This window comes from Collinsella aerofaciens, from assembly GCF_040915425.1.
In the GTDB taxonomy this organism is placed as follows: Bacteria; Actinomycetota; Coriobacteriia; order Coriobacteriales; family Coriobacteriaceae; genus Collinsella; species Collinsella aerofaciens_BW.
Map to the genome: position 1 here is coordinate 1 of NZ_JBCPDN010000018.1, position 16,458 is coordinate 16,458.

Below are 16,458 nucleotides of genomic sequence, written 5' to 3' on the forward strand. Positions count from 1 at the left end.
CGAGGTCCTGCCGTTGCGCTTGGTCCGACCGCCGCAGTAGGGGCAATAAACGGCCTTCATGGGCACCTCTTCCGAAAGGGTATTTAACGGTTCCGGAAAAGGTTATCTACCTGCGGGAACGATAGGCAACCGGACACACATTCTGTCCGAGCGGTTAAAAGCGGGCACGGAATTTAAACGGCTGAAAAAGGGGCATCGAACTGCGCCGATACCCCTAAAGTAGACACACATTTTGTCCTATAAGCCCCAAAACAGAGGGGAACCCCTTCCAACAAGGAGCTCCCCTCTGCTCAAATCATTTCAGCTAAGTACCTAGACACTCAAGACGCCATCTTGGCGGCGAGTAAGTAAACCTAGGGCCTGGCCGGGCGGCACGGGTTAACTTTTCGTAGATTCCGCACGCAAAGAAAGCCACTTAATGTGGCTTTCGTCTTGCGCAGGACCTGACCGAGCGAAAAGTTAACCCGTGCCGCCCGGCCAGGCCCGATGGGAAGGCTACCGAGCCGCCAAGATGGCGTCGATGAGCGTCAGTACGCCCCCGTCGTTGTTGCTCGGAATGCGCCACTTGGCGTGCGCGTTCATGTGCTCCTCGGCATTGTCCACGATAAAGCTGTGACCGACGCGCTCGAGCATGGGGATGTCGTTATAGGTGTCGCCCACGGCGGCAGCATCGGCAATATCGATGCCCAGGTGCTCGCACAGGTGAGCGACGCCGGCGCCCTTGTCGACGCCCAGGTTCATAAAGTCGATCCACTCGCGCCCGGCGTTGGTGACGTAGAGCTTGTCCGAGAACTCGGGGCTATAGGTCTCGCGGAAAGCGGGCTCGGCGTCGTAGCCGGGGAAGAAGACCGAAATCTTGTTGGACTCGAAATCAATGCCCTCAAAGCTGTCGACGTAGTTGATTGTGTTGTAGTAGACGCTGATCTCGTCGTGGTATTGATGATCGCGGGCAAGCACGTAGAACTCGTCGAAGCAGCACAGGACGGGGACAGCGCGAGAATCCTCCGAGGCGCGGCTCAAGACCTGCTGGTACAGCTCCACGTCGATAATGCTCTTATAGATATAGCTGCCACGATAGATCACGCATGCGCCGTTGTCGGGACAAAAGGCGAGGCGGTTCTTGATGCCCTCGAACATCTCTTCGAGCTTGGGGGCGGGACGTCCGCTGGCGGGGCAGAATACGATGCCGGCTTCGGCGAGCTTGTCCAGGCGTTCGTCAAGGCCCTGCGGCAACACGCGCTCGTCGGTGAGCAGCGTCTTGTCCATATCGACGGCGAGAATCTTAATGTTTCCGATATTGGTGTCCGATTCGTAAGTTTGCATAAAAGCGCGCCTTTCGTTTCGAAATTGTTTCAGACGTTATAACCATCAACCAGTAACTGAGCGTATTGTCGCAGGAACGGAGCGTATTTGCACCACGCTTCACAAACTAATGAAAAAACTTTTCAGAAATTTGAATTTGTCGCTTGCGCAGCGTGCACTTTATCGTAATATAGCGAACATCGAAAACGGAGACGGCAAAAGAGCCGTTTACCGAGGAAAAGGTACCGTTTGCGATATTTGAATTGCGCCCGGCGATACGTGAAAGGAGAGGCAGATGCAGTTCGTAAAGATCATCACCACTGCAGACAATGCCATCCGACGCCAGCGCGCAATTTCCCGACGACGATAACAATCGTCTCTGTCCGCATGGGGGCGCAATGCCTCAACAGAGTCATTTTGAGGTCGTTGGGTTTAAGCACGACATAGCCGCATGTTTCTAGGGCATGCCTGTGATGCATTCTGCTGAATAACCTGATATTGCACGGTTTTTGACCTCAAGGTGACTTGCAACTGACCGATGTTCTAACTAGCTACCAAGGGCGAAAGGAAACAGCCATGAGCAAGGAAAAAGTCGTTCTCGCATATTCCGGTGGTCTTGATACATCCGTATGTGTCAAGTGGCTCCAGGACGAGAAGAATCTCGATGTCGTTTGTGTCTGCGGCAACGTGGGCCAGGAAGAGACCGGACTGGATGCCAAGAAGCAGAAGGCGCTCGACCTGGGCGTTCTGGATTGCCAGGTGCTCGATCTGCGCGACGAGTTCTCCGATGAGTTCTTGACCAAGGCCATCGCAGCAAACTCCATGTACGAGAACAAGTATCCGCTGCTCTCCGCTCTTTCCCGTCCGCTGCTTGCCAAGAAGCTTGTTGAGGTCGCTCACGAGTTTGGCGCGACCTACGTCGCCCACGGCTGCACCGGCAAGGGTAACGACCAGGTCCGTTTTGAGGCTGCCGTCAAGGCCCTCGATCCCGAGCTCAAGGTCATCGCCCCGGTTCGCGAGTGGGACCTGAAGTGCCGTCCCGACGAGGTCGCCTATGCCCACGCTCACAACGTGCCGGTTCCCGAGGGTGCCAACGACAACCCCTACTCCATCGACGACAACCTGTGGGGTCGCGCCATCGAGTGCGGTCACCTGGAGGATCCCTGGAACGAGCCGCTCGACGACGCTTGGGTTATGACCAAGAATCCCGAGGACACGCCCGACACCCCGACCTACACCGAGATTGAGTTTGAGGCCGGCAAGCCCGTCGCCGTCGACGGCAAGAAGATGAAGCTGTCCGAGATCGTCATCGCCCTCAACAAGATCTCCGGCGACAATGGCTTTGGCCGTCTCGATCTGGTCGAGGATCGCCTGGTGGGCCTTAAGAGCCGCGAGTGCTACGAGGTTCCCGGCGCCCTGACGCTCATCACCGCCCACAAGGCGCTCGAGGACATCTGCGTCGAGGGCGACCTGCTCAAGACTAAGATCAAGCTCGAGCAGGATTGGGCCACCGCCGTGTACAACGGCCAGTGGTACAGCCCGCTCAAAAACGCGCTCGATGCCTTTATGGCCGATACCCAGAAGTTCGTGACCGGCACTGTCCGTCTGAAGTTCTTTAAGGGCAACTGCCATGTCGTCGGCCGCAAGAGCCCCTTCAGCCTCTACGACTACGGTCTGGCTACCTACGACCGCGACACCACGTTCGACGAGAAGGCCAGCGCCGGCTTTATCGAGATCGATACGCTGTCGCTCAAGACGTGGGCAAAGGTCCAGGGCCCCAGCTCTGCTGCCGCCCAGGCCTAGCGCCTCCTTCCCTTGGTATCCGCGCGGCCCATCCGCGTGATACATAACGGGCGCACGGGGTCCCTACCTTTCGTTATGCTTGCTGACACTTCTTAACATCGGTGGCCCCTACGTTCCGCCCGCATATATGATGCCGCGTCTGCGGCTGAGTCCGAGCCCCGCCGGGGTTGTCCGGCGGGGCTCCTTCTATTAATTTGGCGGCACTGCGCCTATATATATGAGGAGTATCCATTATGTTCAATGCTATCGCGCATGCTTTACTTGCCCTCGCGCCCGAGTTCGATGCTGCAAGGGTCGAGGACGTCCCTATGAGCCTGAAGGCCTGGATCGATGGTTCGCAGGGCAACATCCGGAGGGAGACGTTGGGCGCCAAGTGCATGGCGCGTCACTTCTTTGCAAATTAGCTACATGGCTCCGCACACGGTGGGGAATGTGTAAAACTAGCGGTTGAAAGAACGCTTTAGCGATATGGCGCATTGCTTTGGGCGCTTGTTTTGGTATTTGGAGAAAGGGGACGGTTCCATGGCTCTTTGGGGCGGTCGTTTTGAGGCAGGCGTGGCCGAGGTCACGCAGGAGTTTGGTGCGTCGCTGCCGGTCGACAAACATCTCTATAAGCAGGATATCGCCGGCTCTAAGGCGCATGCCAAAATGCTGGCGGCCCAGGGCATCATCAGTGCCGAGGACGAGCAGGCGATTGCCAAGGGCCTGACCGGAATCGAACAGGATATCGATGCCGGCAACTTCACCTTCGACATCAACGACGAAGACATTCATATGTCCATCGAGAGCGAGCTGACGCGTCGCATCGGCGAGGCCGGTAAGCGCTTGCATACCGGACGTTCGCGCAACGACCAGGTGGCGACCGACACACGCCTGGGCGTCAAGGCGCTGGCCAAGGAGCTCATGGAGGCCAATCTTGAGCTGCGCCATGTGCTGGTGGATGCGGCCAAGAAGTACGACAAGGTGATTCTGCCGGGCTACACGCACATGCAGCACGCTCAGCCCGTGCTGCTGTCGCATCATCTGCTGGCGTATTCCTGGATGTTCGCGCGCGACTTTACGCGCCTGAAGGCCGCCTTTGATGCCGCCGACAACTGCCCGCTGGGTGCTGCCGCGCTTGCCGGTACGAGCTATCCACTCGATCGTCAGATGACGGCTGCCGAGCTTGGCTTTGCGGGCGTGATTCCCAACTCGCTCGATGCGGTTTCCGACCGCGATTTCCTGCTCGATCTGCATTATGCTGGCTCCGTCATGGCCATGCACCTGTCACGTCTTTCCGAGGAGATCGTGCTGTGGTCGAGCTCCGAATTTGGCTTTATCACGCTTTCCGACTCTTACTCCACTGGTTCGTCCATCATGCCGCAGAAGAAGAATCCCGACTTTGCCGAGCTTATCCGCGGCAAGAGCGGCCGTGTATATGGCAACCTGGTGCAGCTGCTCGTGACCATGAAGGGTCTGCCGCTTGCTTATAACAAGGACTTGCAGGAGGACAAGGAGGGTGCGCTCGATACCGCCCATACGCTCATGCAATGCCTGTCGGTTATGGCCGGTATGATTTCGACTTGGACCGTCAACGAGGATGCCATGGCGCGCGAGTGCGGCGTGGGACACCTTGCCGCCACCGATGTTGCCGATTACCTGGCTAAGCGTGGTCTGCCGTTCCGCGAGGCACATGCCGTGGTGGGCCATCTGGTCCTGATGTGTGAGAAGCGTAGCTGCAATCTTGAGGACCTGCCGTTTGAGGTGTTCCAGGAGGCAAGCCCGCTCTTTGAACGCGATATTACCGAGGCGCTCGACATCCCGTCGATTGTCGCTGCACGCACGACCGAGGGCGGTACCGCCCCTGCCGCCGTTGCCGTGCAGCTGCAGCGTGCCGAGGCACAGCTCGTGGCCGACGAGGGCGTGTTCGGATCGCTGACCAAGGTCGTCGAGATGGGCCACGGGATAAAGTAAGGGTTTGGCCGAAGCCGTTTTTGCCATTTATTGAGGAATCGTATTTTGCTTTACGGGCGTCTGCTGATGTGGGCGTCCGTATTTTGTTGCTATGGGGGAGGGGCTTGTCGAGAAGTTCTGTAGGACCTTTGGGCAGGTTGTGAAGGGGGTACGTTCGCGGGCGGCAACCGACCGTCTGCTCTGCTCGATGCGGTTGATGGGCAGTCGGATGGTACTCTAATCGAGCTTCGAAACAGAAGTGACACATATGGAACGCTTCAATAAATTGCAACGTTTCAATAAACAGCTTTTTGTTTAACTGCAGCTAAAACTCTGTTACGATGCAGTCCAGGCGGGTGCCGGAATGGGACTTGGGCACGCGCGAACCTACTTGAAAGGCTACCTTATGGCTATCGAGAAGACCTTCATCATGATTAAGCCCGACGCCGTGCGCGACCGCAAGATCGGCGAGATTGTTGCTCGCATCGAGCGCAGCGGCCTTGTCATCGAGCGCATGGAGATGACCACGCTCGAGCGCGCTACCGTCGAGGAGCACTACGCCCATCTGGCCGACAAGCCCTTCTTTGGCGGTCTCTGTGACTTTATGACGAGCGGTCCGGTCGTCAAGATGGTCGTTTCCGGTCTCTCCGCTGTTGCTAAGATGCGCACCCTCATGGGCGCTACTAATCCGCTTGACGCCGCTCCTGGTACCATCCGCGGCGACTTTGCCGTCGATGTCAACGCCAACGTGATCCACGGCTCCGACTGTTTGGAGAACGCCGAGATTGAGATCAAGCGCTTCTTTGGCTAAACCAGCTTTGACTCCTTAAAGCTGTTAGCGTGTGGCTTGGGCGCCGCGGAGCTCCATCCGCGGCGCCCTTTTATTTCAAAATCTATGAAGGGACCCGCTCGGACATGCGTTCCGAGCGGGCCCCTGCTGTTAGCTTGTGGCACTGAATAGTTTAGGCTTCGTCGACGATCTTAAGGCCGCGCGTGTGATCGATCTCGTTGAGGAGGTTAACGCGACGCTCGTGACGACCACCCTCAAACTCGGCGTCGAGCCACTCGTCGACAATCATCTTGGCGAGTTCGGAGCCCACGACGCGGGCGCCAAAGGCGAGCACGTTGGTATTGTTGTGCATGCGGGAGAGCTTGGCGCTGAAGGGCTCGGAGCACACAACGGCGCGTACGCCCTCGACCTTGTTGGCAGCCAGGCTGATCCCGACGCCGGTGCCACAGATGAGGATGCCCAGGTCGACGTCGCCGTTGGCAACGGCCTTACCCACCTTGTAGCCGGCGATAGGGTAGTCAAAGCTCTCGGAGGTGTCGGTGCCAAAGTTCACGACCTCGCAGCCGCGCTCCTTCAGGTGCTCGGAAATGATGTTCTTGAGCTCGACGGCGGCGTGGTCGTTACCGATACCGATCTTCATGGATGGTTCCTCTCTGGTCTGTGCGGCGCAAATGCTAAAGGTGTTTACCGCGTTCGACTGCATAATAGCGCGACTTTTGCGTAAACGCCCGAGCGTTTTTTGGTCAAACGCTTTAGCAGGCAACAAGACTGGCTTCTCGTGAATGAATGTCGTCAGTTTGCGCTTGAGCGCCGTCTGCCGGAACCATGGTTGCGGTTTTTGATGCATTGTTATCAAATAAAGGAGCTAACTTTTTTGAGAGCCCAGCCCGTTATGCAAGCAGGAGATACCTATGCCTACCGATTCCATCCGTGATGCCGCGTTTTGCGATGTTTTGAACCGCGAACTTGTCTGTGCACTCGGCTGCACCGAGCCCATTGCCGTTGCCTATGCAGCGGCGCTGGCGAGTCAGACGCTCGGTTGCGAACCCGATCATATGGACGTTGCCTGCTCGGGCAACATCATCAAGAACGTTAAGAGCGTGACCGTGCCCAACTCGGGCGGCATGCACGGTATTGAAGCGGCGGCCGTGCTGGGTGCCGTGGGCGGCGACGCCAAGAGCGCGCTCGAGGTGCTCGAGAGCGTTGACGATAAAGACCGTGCGCGCGTGGCCGAGCTTCTCGCCGACGCCGGCTACTGCGATGTGTCGCTTGTCGAGGGTGTGCCCAACCTCTACATCAAGGTGACAGCGACGGCCGGGGGCCATACCGCGGTCGTCGAGATTACCGACCACCACACCAACGTTACGTGCCATACGCTCGATGGTATTCCGGTATGCGGCAAGTCGGCGGGGGAGTGCGCCGCCTGCGCCGAGCGCGTGGTGGCCGAGCGTGCGGCAGATAACGCCGATACCCCTATGAGCATTGAGTCCATCATCGACTTTATCGAGGACGGTGACATTGAGGACGCCCGTGCTGCCGTTGAGCGTCAGATTGAGCTGAATGGCGTAATCAGTGCCGAGGGCCTTGCGCACGCTTGGGGCGCCGAGGTGGGTCGTACGCTGCTGGGTGCTCGTGCCGATGACGTCGCCTGCCGTGCCCGTGCCCGTGCGGCCGCCGGGTCCGACGCCCGCATGAACGGTTGCGCGCTGCCGGTCGCCATTGTGTGCGGCTCGGGCAATCAAGGCATTACCTGCGCATTGCCCGTCATGGAGTATGCCGAGTACCTGCGTTGCGACCACGAGCGCCTGGTGCGCGCCGTGATGCTGTCCGATCTTATCGCCGTGCATATCAAGAGCTATATTGGTGCGCTCTCGGCGTTTTGCGGTGCTATTTGCGCCGCGTGCGGCGCCGGCGCCGCGATTACCTGGCTGTGCGGTGGCACGCGCGAGCAGATTGGCGCGACGGTCTCGAACACGCTCGGTAACGTGGGCGGCATCGTGTGCGACGGCGCCAAAGCGAGCTGTGCCGCCAAGATCTCGGCTGCCGTCGATGCGGCGATTCTGGGCCATGATATGGCCATGCAGGGTCGCGGCTTCCGCGCCGGCGAGGGCCTGATCCAAGATACCGTTGAGCAGACAATCGCCAGTATGGGCTACGTAGGCCGCGTAGGCATGAAGGACACCGACGTCGAGATCCTCAACATCATGATCGGCAAAACCCAGGTCTGCTAGATATTACGTTGCGGTGAGATAGTTCCTAAAATTACCCGGGTGAGGGGCAAACAGGAACTATCTCACCGCAACTGCGCTAGATGTTCTGGCGCCTACGATAGTTCGTCGGCTATTTGGTGCTCGTAGAAGGCCTCGATTACGGCGTTAAAGTCGCGGGCGAAGTCTTCCATGGTTCCGCGCCAGGTGGCTCGGCTGGGCTTGCCCTGGCCCACAAAGGCGGTTTGGATGCCGCAATCGGGGGACGGGAAGTCGCGTTTGGGATCGTTGCCAACCATAAGGACCTCGTGCGGCTCGAGCCCCATCACCTGAAGCTGCTCTAGATAGTAGGTGGCATCGGGCTTGCAGCGGGTGGTGTTTCCCATGTGCGTGACGAGCTCAAAGGGAGCGTCGGCCAGGTCGCCCCAACCCATGCGGCACTCGATGGCGCCCTGGGGAAAGCTGGGGTTGGTAAAGAGCGCGCAGCGCAGCCCTGCGTCCTGTACGGCCTGGAGCGCGGCGTGTGCGCCCGGCATGGCGTGGGCGTTAATGACATCGTCGTTCTTGTACGGAAGAACTTCGCGGTCATAGTAGGTAAACGCCTCGTAGATGAGTGGGTCCGAGAGGCAAATGCCGCACCGGCGCTCAACCTCTTCTTGGTAGAACTCAAGATTGGTGCGATTATCCGTGCCGCTTCGGCGATTGGCGTTGAGGTCGACCAAGATAGTGCCGAGGCGTGCCATCGTGCCACCGTGGCTGCGGCGACCGATATCCGCGAGCATCGACGAGACATCCTTAAAATAGCGAAGGATGAACGCGTTGAGGTTGATGCTAAGAAGCGTTTCGTCCATATCGAAAACGACTGCTTTGAGCACGCGGGCACCTTTCTCGATAAATCGTTCCAGAATCGTTGGCTCCGGATACTTTACCCCAAAGCCAAATGCCTGGCTGGTTATCGTCAAGTTGCGGAGACGTGTGTTCATAAGATTACGAAAAAGTCTCCACACGAGTAAAAAATCGCAGTTCACGCTTGAAATCGAACTCATTTCCCCGTAACCTATACGAACGTGATTGCATAAGCGTCACATTAGTATCTGTCGGCTCCCGAGTGTTCCTAAACGTTGTGTGCTTGTCGCACCCTTCTGTAGGTCCTAGCAATCGGGGCCCCGTAGTTCGAAAGGGGTCCACCTTTGAGTGAGATTCAGAACTCGTCCATTTTCTCTCTTGACGATGTCAATGAGGAGGAGATGAACAACCTCATCGACGGTACGATTACCGACTTTGATGAGGGCGATCTCGTTAACGGCACTGTCGTTAAGATCGAGCATGACGAGGTGCTCGTTGACATCGGATTCAAGTCCGAGGGCGTTATCCCGGTCCGCGAGCTGTCCATCCGCAAGGACGCTAACCCTGCAGACATCGTTGCACTCGGTGATCCCATCGAGGCTCTGGTTCTCCAGAAGGAGGACAAGGACGGTCGTCTGGTCCTGTCCAAGAAGCGTGCCGAATACGAGCGTGCTTGGAACCGCATTGAGGAGAAGTTCAACTCCGGCGAGAACGTCGAGGGCGAGGTTATCGAGGTTGTCAAGGGCGGCCTGATTCTCGACATCGGCCTGCGTGGCTTCCTGCCCGCTTCCCTCGTCGACCTCCGTCGTGTCAAGGACCTCACCTCCTACATGGGCACCCGCATCGAGGCCCGCGTCATCGAGATGGACCGCAACCGCAACAACGTCGTCCTCTCCCGTCGCGTCGTGCTCGAGGAGTCCCGTAAGGCCGAGCGCTCCGAGATCCTGTCCAAGCTCAAGTCTGGCATGCGTCTCCAGGGCACCGTTTCCTCCATCGTTGACTTCGGCGCCTTCGTCGACCTCGGCGGTATCGACGGCCTCATCCACATTTCCGAGCTCTCCTGGAACCACGTCAACCATCCTTCCGAGGTTGTCAAGGTCGGCCAGGAGGTCGAGGTCGAGGTTCTCGACGTCGATCTCAACCGCGAACGCATCTCCCTGGGTCTCAAGCAGACCACCGAGGATCCGTGGCGCGCACTGGTCAAGAAGTACCCCGTCGGCGCTATCGTCGAGGGCACTGTGACCAAGCTTGTCCCGTTCGGCGCTTTCGTCGACCTGGGCGAGGGCATCGAGGGCCTGGTGCACATCTCCGAGATGGCCAACAAGCACGTCGATCAGCCTTCTCAGGTCACCCACGTGGGCGACAAGGTTCAGGTCAAGGTCATGGAGATCGACCTCGACCGTCGTCGTATCTCCCTGTCCATGAAGTCTGCTGCTGAGACTCTGGGCGTCGAGATCGAGGTTACCCCGCTGCCTTCCGAGAAGAAGGACGAGGAGACCGACGCCGAGTAAATCGGTTTGACGATCACTTGTTTTAAGGGATCCGTTCGTAATGGACGGGTCCCTTTTTGCATTTGGTGCCGAGATACGCGATGCTGCCCATGCTGTACACAGGCTATTTGGTTGTCGGTGCATGAAAAAATGCCGACATCCCGCCTCGGGGAGGAGGCGGGAACACACCGAGTAGACGGAGGGGTGCGGAGCGCGGTCGCGTCTCGACTGACGACGTTGCCCATCGACAACCCTATTGTACTGCATGGCGTGGTTCTTGGTTTATCGTGTCGAACGCTTGTGTTGTACCATTGCCTGCGGCAACGGTGTGCTACACTCTTGCACTGCTGAGTGGGCCAGACGGTCGCGCGATGTGCTGCTTGCAGCACGCGTGAGGAAAGTCCGGGCTCCAGAGGGCGGGATGCCGGCTAACGGCCGGGCGGAGTGATCCGACGGAAAGCGCCGCAGAAAAGAAGACTCCCACCTGCGCCGCAAGGCGTAAAGGGAAAAGCTGAAACGGTGGTGTAAGAGACCACCAGCGTCGTGGTAACACGGCGGCTTGGCAAGCCCCATCCGGAGCAAGCGCGAATAGGAACGCTATGGGCCGGCCCGGTCCGCGTTCGGGTAGCGTGCGTGGAGCTGCACGGTAACGTGCAGACAAGATAAATGACCGTTCACGACAGAACCCGGCTTATCGGCCCACTCAGCACTTTGTTGACGCTGCGACGGCGTCAGCTGGCCGATTTGGCGCTCATTCGTCGGTCGCCGCCATAAGGCGTGCTCCCTCCTCTTTCGGGCCAAATCGACTCAGCTGACGTCGTCTCGCTGTCTTTGCCTGGTCATTGACGTTGCCGTTCTATTTACTGGGGTTATCGGTACGGTCTTTGCCGTATTATTGAGGCTGTTTGTTGCTTTGCTTGTTGTTGAGGGGCTTTGTTGGACAGCTATTTTACTCTTCAATCGAATATTGAGGCTTCGGGCGAGTTTGTGGACCGCAAGAGCCGGTTTATTGCCCAGCTGGTCCATATTGAGTCCGAGGATGAGGCGAATGCCTTTATTGAGATGGTTCGCAAGCGCCATTACGACGCTCGACACAATGTTCCCGCGTGGATTTTGGTCGATGGACGCGAGCGCCAGAGCGATGACGGCGAGCCGAGCCGCACGAGCGGTATGCCGACGCTCGAGGTGCTGCGCGGTGCAGGGCTCAAAAATGTTTGCTGCGTGGTGACGCGCTATTTTGGCGGAACGTTGCTGGGGCCTGGTGGCTTGGTGCGTGCCTACACTGCGGCGACGCAGGCGGCGGTGGCCGCGGCTCAGGAGGCCGGACAGATCGTCGAGATGACAAGTGTTGTGCCCGTTGATGTTCATGTGGCCTATCCGCAATACGAGCAGGTGCTTCGCCTGGCGCAGGATTCGGGTGCCAAGGTTTCGGATACCGATTACACGGATGCCGTGACGATTCATTTGGTGTTTAAAGCGGGGGAGCAGGAGCCGTTTTGCGCTAAGATGCGCGAGCTTATGGCGGGGCGCGAGGAGATCGAGGTCGCCGCTCCCGAATTTGCCGAGTTCTAACGACGGCGGCCGGCGCGCTTTGGATAGATCCCAAGCGCGCCGGCCGCCGTTTTATGTCGCAGCTGTTTACTCGGCAAGCTGCTTTAGCACATCACAGGCGATCTCGATGGCATCGTCGATGCAACCAGGGCAGCTGCGGAGCGGACCCTTATCCGATCCGATGCCCTTGAGCGTGCCGCAGACGGTCGTCGTGTTCTTCTCGTCAAAACGCTTGGCGATTTCGCGCGACAGCTTGTAGGTCTGGCCCTTGGTCTTGGGGTTTTCCATGCCGTCGCTCATTACAAAGCCCATGATGGCCACGGCTCCCGAGATGGCGCCGCAGGTTTCGGTCATGCCGCCCATGCCGGCACCAAAGCCCTCGGTGAGGGTAAAGGCGATCTGGGGGTCGAGCCCGACGGCGGGCGCGAGCGTGCAGGCGACGGCCTGGGCGCAGTTAAAGCCACGGGCGTGGTACTCGGCAGCCTGAGCCTGACAGGCGGCGGTGTCGAGCTGGGCCGTATCGATTTGCTTCATCGTTGTCTCCTTGGTCACGGTGTACCCGCCTATGGTACCCGTGACGGTGCGTGTAATCATCGAGAGCTTCATGGATGCCTCATTTTATCTATCGAGCAAATGCCTAAGGCTTGAGATAAATACCCCTGATCAATTAGTCCCATAACCTATCTTGGTGATGGGTTGAGAGGGGTGCGGGGTAGCGGTATCGTGAACCGAATAAAACTAAAACCCAGGCAAGGGAGCTAGATATGAGCAAGCAGACCATCGGTACGACGTGTGTTCAGGGCGGCTATCACCCGGGAGATGCCGAGCCGCGTCAGGTGCCCATCTACCAGTCCACCACGTGGAAGTACGACACGTCCGAGCACATGGGCAAGCTTTTTGACCTGGAGGAGTCGGGCTACTTCTATAGCCGTCTGCAGAACCCCACGTGCGATCTGGTTGCCGCCAAGATCTGCGAGATGGAGGGCGGCACTGCCGCGATGCTCACGAGCTCGGGCATGGCCGCGAATTTCCTTGCGATCTTTAACGTGGCCGGTGCCGGCGATCACGTAGTCGCGAGCTCTGCCATCTATGGCGGCACGTACAACTTGCTCGCCCACACCATGGGCCGTATGGGGCTGACCTGCACGTTCGTTGCCCCCGACTGCACCGATGAGGAGTTGGAGGCAGCCTTCCAACCCAACACTAAGCTCGTCTTTGGCGAGACCATCGCCAACCCCGCCCTTGCCGTGCTCGATATTGAGCGCTTTGCCAAGGCCGCACATGACCACGGCGTGCCGCTGATGGTCGACAACACCTTCCCGACGCCCGTGATGTGCCGTCCCTTTGAGTGGGGCGCCGACATCGTTACGCACTCCACCACCAAGTACATGGATGGACATGCTGCCTACCTGGGCGGCGTGATCGTCGACCACGGCCAGTTTGACTGGATGGCCCATGCGGACAAGTTCCCGGGTCTCACCACGCCTGACGAGAGCTACCATGGCGTGACCTATGCCGAGAAGTTCGGTCGCGAGGGCGCCTTCATTACCAAGGCCACCGCGCAGCTCATGCGCGACCTCGGCCCCATGCAGAACCCGCAGGCGGCGTTCTTCTTGAACAGCTCGCTCGAGAGCCTGCATGTGCGCATGCCGCGTCATTGCGAGAACGGCCTGGCCGTTGCCAAGTTCCTGCAGAGCCATCCCAAGGTGCGCTTCGTGAGCTATCCAGGCCTGGAGGGCGACAAGTACTATGACCTCGCTCAGAAGTACATGCCAAACGGTACCTGCGGCGTTGTGAGCTTTGGCTTTAACGGTGGTCGCGCGGCGGCCGAGACCTTTATGAAGAGCCTCAAGCTCGCCCAGATCGCCACGCATGTGGCCGACGCCCGCACCTGCTGCCTGCATCCCGCTAACGCTACGCACCGTCAGATGAACGATGAGGAGCTCATCGCCTGCGGTATCTCCGCCGACATGGTGCGCCTGTCGTGCGGCCTCGAGGACACGGCCGATCTGATTGCCGACCTTGAGCAGGCGCTCGAGCAGTGCTAGGCTAGCGTTCGCACAAGGCGCCGATGCTGGCAGAAAGCTTCGGTGGCCTTTCGTTCCGATTCCGTAGGCGGGACCCCAATTGCGACTGTTTACAGGCGATTGGGGCCCCGTTTTTGCGTTGCGCCACTCGAAAGGATGGATATGGTGAAAACTGCAGAGCAGCTGCGCCGCGAGCATATTGCCCTAGAGGGCGACACCCATGGCAAGAACAAATGGGCGATTCTATTTACCGTGCTCATCATGACGTTTATGGTGTGTTTGGATTCGACCGTCGTGACCGTGGCGCTGCCCGTGATGCAAAAGGAGCTGGGCGTGGGCCTCGATCGCATTCAGCTGGTAAGCTCGGTGTATCTGCTTGCGACGTGCGTGGCTATGTTGCCGTTTGGCCGTCTGGGCGACGTGCGCGGCAAGGTGAATGTGTTCCAGTTGGGCGTCATCGTCTTTTCGGTCGGTTCGCTGCTGTGCGGCCTTTCGGCCTCGCTTGAGGTTCTTATCCTGGCACGCATTGTTCAGGGCATCGGTTGCGCGGCGGCCATGGCTAACAACATGGGTATCATCACCGAGTCGTTTCCGGCGCGCGAACGAGGCCGTGCCATGGGTATTCTCGCGACCTTTGTGGCCCTCGGCATGATGTGTGGCCCCGTGCTCGGCGGCATGCTGGTGGCAAGCTTTCCCTGGGAGAGCATCTTCCTCATCAACCTGCCCATTGGCGTGATCTCGTTTATCGTGGGACTCTACACGCTGCCGCATGTTAGGCCAGAGGCCGGCGAACGTCCCATGCCCCTTGCCGAGGCCGCTCGTCGCTGCTTAGCAAATTCGGCCTTCACCATCAACCTTGCCTGCATGCTCATCGTGTTCGTTGGCATTGGCGCATCCGAGTTTATTCTGCCGTTCTATTTTCAGGACGCCCACGGCTTTGGTTCCGACATCTCTGGACTACTCTTTTTGGCGCTGCCGATGGTGAATGCCTTTATCGGCCCGCTTTCGGGAACGGTTTCGGACCGTGTTGGCTGCGAGGGTCCCACGGCGGTCGGCCTGGGCGTGTATGTGTGCGGTCTCTTTGCAGTAAGCACGCTCGACGAGCACTCTTCTATCCCTGTGATCGTGTGCTGCGTCGCATTTATGTCGTGCGGTACGTCGATTTTCCAGAGCCCCAACAACTCGCTGTACATGGGCTCGGCTCCGCGCGAGGCACTTGGCTTTGCAGGTAGCTTGGGCAGCTTGGCGCGCTATGCGGGCATGGCGCTGGGTATTACGGCGGGTTCGCATATCCTCTATGGGCAGATGAGCGTGGCGATGGGCGAGGCCGTGACCAGTTTTGTTGTAGGCCGTCCGGATGTATTCCTATTCGGCTTTCGCTCGGTGTTCTACGTGCTTATGGCTGTGGCCGCTGTGGGTTTTGCGCTCGCCATGGTACGTTTGGCGAGGATGCGTGCCCGCCATTAGCATGTTGGGAGGCTGTCTGCCACGATTCGCGCCGTCCCAAAAAGACTGGTTTGTGGTGCGATGCGGCTTGTGGGGCGGGCGGGGGTCGGTCCGTGGTAGACTATCGAACAACGTTTATTAATCGCGCGGTATCGTTGCCGCGAGAAGGGGTTGCGCCATGCAGGAGCTTGAGGATCGTATTCGCCATGACGGCATCGTAAAGGCCGGTAACGTCCTTAAGGTTGATGCCTTCCTCAACCACCAGTGCGACGTTGAGCTGTTCGACCATATGGGCGCCGAGTGGGCCCGTCTGTTCGAGGGTGTCGAGATCAACAAGATCCTGACGATCGAGGCTTCGGGCATTGGCATGGCTTGCATTGCGGCCCAGCATTTTGGCGGCGTGCCGGTGGTCTTTGCCAAGAAGGCCCAGTCCATCAACCTCGACGGCGAGCAGTATGCCACGACCATCTACTCCTTTACCAAGCAGAAGGAGTACCCGGTTATCGTTGGCAAGCGCTTCCTGTCCGAGGGCGACAAGGTCCTGATTATCGACGACTTTTTGGCCAACGGCTGCGCGCTCGAGGGTCTTATCAAGATTTGTGAGGCTGCGGGTGCCGAGGTATCTGGTATTGGCATTGCGGTGGAGAAGGGCTTCCAAGGCGGTGGCGATAAGCTCCGCAAGCGCGGCTTCCGCGTTGAGAGCCTGGCCCGTATCGCCGATATGGACTGCGAGAACGGCGAGATCACCTTCGCCTAGGCTCGCAACACAAGCGATTGGTATGCGATGTGACAAAGGGACTGTCCCTTTGTCACATTTTTTGTTTGAGGGGAGGTGCTGATATGGATGAGAACAAGATGGGATGGCGCGAGTATGCGCGCTATGCCGAGATGTCGGTCGAGGAGTTGGCGCGCGATTGCGAGGTGCAGGTGTTTCGCGCGACGGGTCCGGGCGGACAGGGCGTGAACACGACGGACTCGGCGGTGCGCATGAAACATATCCCTTCGGGGATTGTCGTGACGGCGCGTGAGAGCCGCAGCCAGTTTCAGAATCGCGCGAGCTGTCT

General features: G+C 58.7%; 14 protein-coding genes, 1 other RNA gene and 1 pseudogene. 12 read left to right on the top strand and 4 right to left on the bottom strand.

All coding sequences use genetic code 11. The annotated features are described in order from the left end of the window. Positions 1-495 precede the first annotated feature (495 nt). Entirely contained in the window at positions 496-1,323 is an 828-nt protein-coding gene (locus AB5164_RS03875) for a Cof-type HAD-IIB family hydrolase (RefSeq protein WP_368143183.1), read from the bottom strand. Positions 1,324-1,878: 555 nt separating this feature from the next. On the opposite strand from AB5164_RS03875, the gene AB5164_RS03880 reads away from it, so the two are divergent. From AB5164_RS03880 to ndk, 4 genes are all read left to right on the top strand, one after another. After that, a complete protein-coding gene (locus tag AB5164_RS03880) occupies positions 1,879-3,105 on the top strand; it encodes an argininosuccinate synthase (protein WP_035138001.1) in 1,227 nt (408 codons plus the stop codon). A gap of 233 nt (positions 3,106-3,338) precedes the next feature. Further along, the gene (locus AB5164_RS03885) at positions 3,339-3,509 is read left to right on the top strand and encodes a hypothetical protein (RefSeq protein WP_158550218.1); all 171 of its coding nucleotides are present in this window, start codon (positions 3,339-3,341) and stop codon (positions 3,507-3,509) included. Between the two features lie 118 nt (positions 3,510-3,627). Continuing rightward, the gene (gene argH, locus AB5164_RS03890; RefSeq protein ID WP_368143182.1) at positions 3,628-5,058 is read left to right on the top strand and encodes an argininosuccinate lyase; all 1,431 of its coding nucleotides are present in this window, start codon (positions 3,628-3,630) and stop codon (positions 5,056-5,058) included. Positions 5,059-5,443: 385 nt separating this feature from the next. After that, positions 5,444-5,848, top strand: coding sequence for a nucleoside-diphosphate kinase (gene ndk / locus AB5164_RS03895; protein ID WP_006234152.1), 405 nt, complete (start codon positions 5,444-5,446; stop codon positions 5,846-5,848). A gap of 151 nt (positions 5,849-5,999) precedes the next feature. On the opposite strand, the gene rpiB is transcribed toward ndk, so the two are convergent. Next, positions 6,000-6,467 (bottom strand): ribose 5-phosphate isomerase B, encoded by a 468-nt coding sequence (gene rpiB, locus AB5164_RS03900; RefSeq protein ID WP_035138007.1) that lies wholly within the window; start codon positions 6,465-6,467, stop codon positions 6,000-6,002. A gap of 271 nt (positions 6,468-6,738) precedes the next feature. On the opposite strand from rpiB, the gene AB5164_RS03905 reads away from it, so the two are divergent. Next, positions 6,739-8,058 (top strand): L-cysteine desulfidase family protein, encoded by a 1,320-nt coding sequence (locus AB5164_RS03905; RefSeq protein WP_368143181.1) that lies wholly within the window; start codon positions 6,739-6,741, stop codon positions 8,056-8,058. Positions 8,059-8,150: 92 nt separating this feature from the next. On the opposite strand, the gene AB5164_RS03910 is transcribed toward AB5164_RS03905, so the two are convergent. Continuing rightward, positions 8,151-8,909: an HAD family hydrolase gene (locus tag AB5164_RS03910; RefSeq protein WP_346977174.1), complete on the bottom strand. Its 759-nt coding sequence runs from the start codon at positions 8,907-8,909 to the stop codon at positions 8,151-8,153. Between the two features lie 315 nt (positions 8,910-9,224). Between AB5164_RS03910 and rpsA the strand changes: the two genes are divergently transcribed. The 3 genes from rpsA (at position 9,225) to AB5164_RS03925 (ending at position 11,942) form a co-directional block, all read left to right on the top strand. Further along, on the top strand, positions 9,225-10,391 hold the full coding sequence (rpsA, locus tag AB5164_RS03915) for a 30S ribosomal protein S1 (RefSeq protein WP_022095232.1): 1,167 nt from the start codon (positions 9,225-9,227) through the stop codon (positions 10,389-10,391). A 327-nt stretch (positions 10,392-10,718) separates the two neighbouring features. Continuing rightward, positions 10,719-11,080, top strand: an RNA gene (rnpB, locus tag AB5164_RS03920) — RNase P RNA component class A. Positions 11,081-11,303: 223 nt separating this feature from the next. Continuing rightward, complete coding sequence (locus AB5164_RS03925; RefSeq protein ID WP_368147824.1) at positions 11,304-11,942, top strand: YigZ family protein; 639 nt, start codon at positions 11,304-11,306, stop codon at positions 11,940-11,942. A 66-nt stretch (positions 11,943-12,008) separates the two neighbouring features. Here the strand turns inward: AB5164_RS03925 and AB5164_RS03930 are convergent, their stop codons facing one another. Next, entirely contained in the window at positions 12,009-12,527 is a 519-nt protein-coding gene (locus tag AB5164_RS03930; RefSeq protein WP_368142896.1) for a C-GCAxxG-C-C family protein, read from the bottom strand. A 158-nt stretch (positions 12,528-12,685) separates the two neighbouring features. On the opposite strand from AB5164_RS03930, the gene AB5164_RS03935 reads away from it, so the two are divergent. The 4 genes and pseudogenes from AB5164_RS03935 to AB5164_RS10210 all read left to right on the top strand — a co-directional run. Further along, a complete protein-coding gene (locus AB5164_RS03935) occupies positions 12,686-13,969 on the top strand; it encodes an O-acetylhomoserine aminocarboxypropyltransferase/cysteine synthase family protein (RefSeq protein ID WP_346979091.1) in 1,284 nt (427 codons plus the stop codon). A 141-nt stretch (positions 13,970-14,110) separates the two neighbouring features. After that, a complete protein-coding gene (locus AB5164_RS03940) occupies positions 14,111-15,415 on the top strand; it encodes an MFS transporter (protein ID WP_368142897.1) in 1,305 nt (434 codons plus the stop codon). Positions 15,416-15,572: 157 nt separating this feature from the next. Next, complete coding sequence (locus tag AB5164_RS03945) at positions 15,573-16,151, top strand: xanthine phosphoribosyltransferase (protein ID WP_035138016.1); 579 nt, start codon at positions 15,573-15,575, stop codon at positions 16,149-16,151. Positions 16,152-16,321: 170 nt separating this feature from the next. Continuing rightward, positions 16,322-16,458 (top strand): annotated as a pseudogene (locus AB5164_RS10210) (peptide chain release factor family protein); the annotation flags it as partial.

Excerpts from the sequence above, each read along its gene's own strand:
- AB5164_RS03875 (WP_368143183.1), bottom strand. The coding sequence starts at position 1,323 with ATGCAAACTTACGAATCGGACACCAATATCGGAAACATTAAGATTCTC.
- AB5164_RS03880 (WP_035138001.1), top strand. The coding sequence starts at position 1,879 with ATGAGCAAGGAAAAAGTCGTTCTCGCATATTCCGGTGGTCTTGATACA.
- AB5164_RS03885 (WP_158550218.1), top strand. The coding sequence starts at position 3,339 with ATGTTCAATGCTATCGCGCATGCTTTACTTGCCCTCGCGCCCGAGTTC.
- argH (WP_368143182.1), top strand. The coding sequence starts at position 3,628 with ATGGCTCTTTGGGGCGGTCGTTTTGAGGCAGGCGTGGCCGAGGTCACG.
- ndk (WP_006234152.1), top strand. The coding sequence starts at position 5,444 with ATGGCTATCGAGAAGACCTTCATCATGATTAAGCCCGACGCCGTGCGC.
- rpiB (WP_035138007.1), bottom strand. The coding sequence starts at position 6,467 with ATGAAGATCGGTATCGGTAACGACCACGCCGCCGTCGAGCTCAAGAAC.
- AB5164_RS03905 (WP_368143181.1), top strand. The coding sequence starts at position 6,739 with ATGCCTACCGATTCCATCCGTGATGCCGCGTTTTGCGATGTTTTGAAC.
- AB5164_RS03930 (WP_368142896.1), bottom strand. The coding sequence starts at position 12,527 with ATGAAGCTCTCGATGATTACACGCACCGTCACGGGTACCATAGGCGGG.
- AB5164_RS03935 (WP_346979091.1), top strand. The coding sequence starts at position 12,686 with ATGAGCAAGCAGACCATCGGTACGACGTGTGTTCAGGGCGGCTATCAC.
- AB5164_RS03940 (WP_368142897.1), top strand. The coding sequence starts at position 14,111 with ATGGTGAAAACTGCAGAGCAGCTGCGCCGCGAGCATATTGCCCTAGAG.
- AB5164_RS03945 (WP_035138016.1), top strand. The coding sequence starts at position 15,573 with ATGCAGGAGCTTGAGGATCGTATTCGCCATGACGGCATCGTAAAGGCC.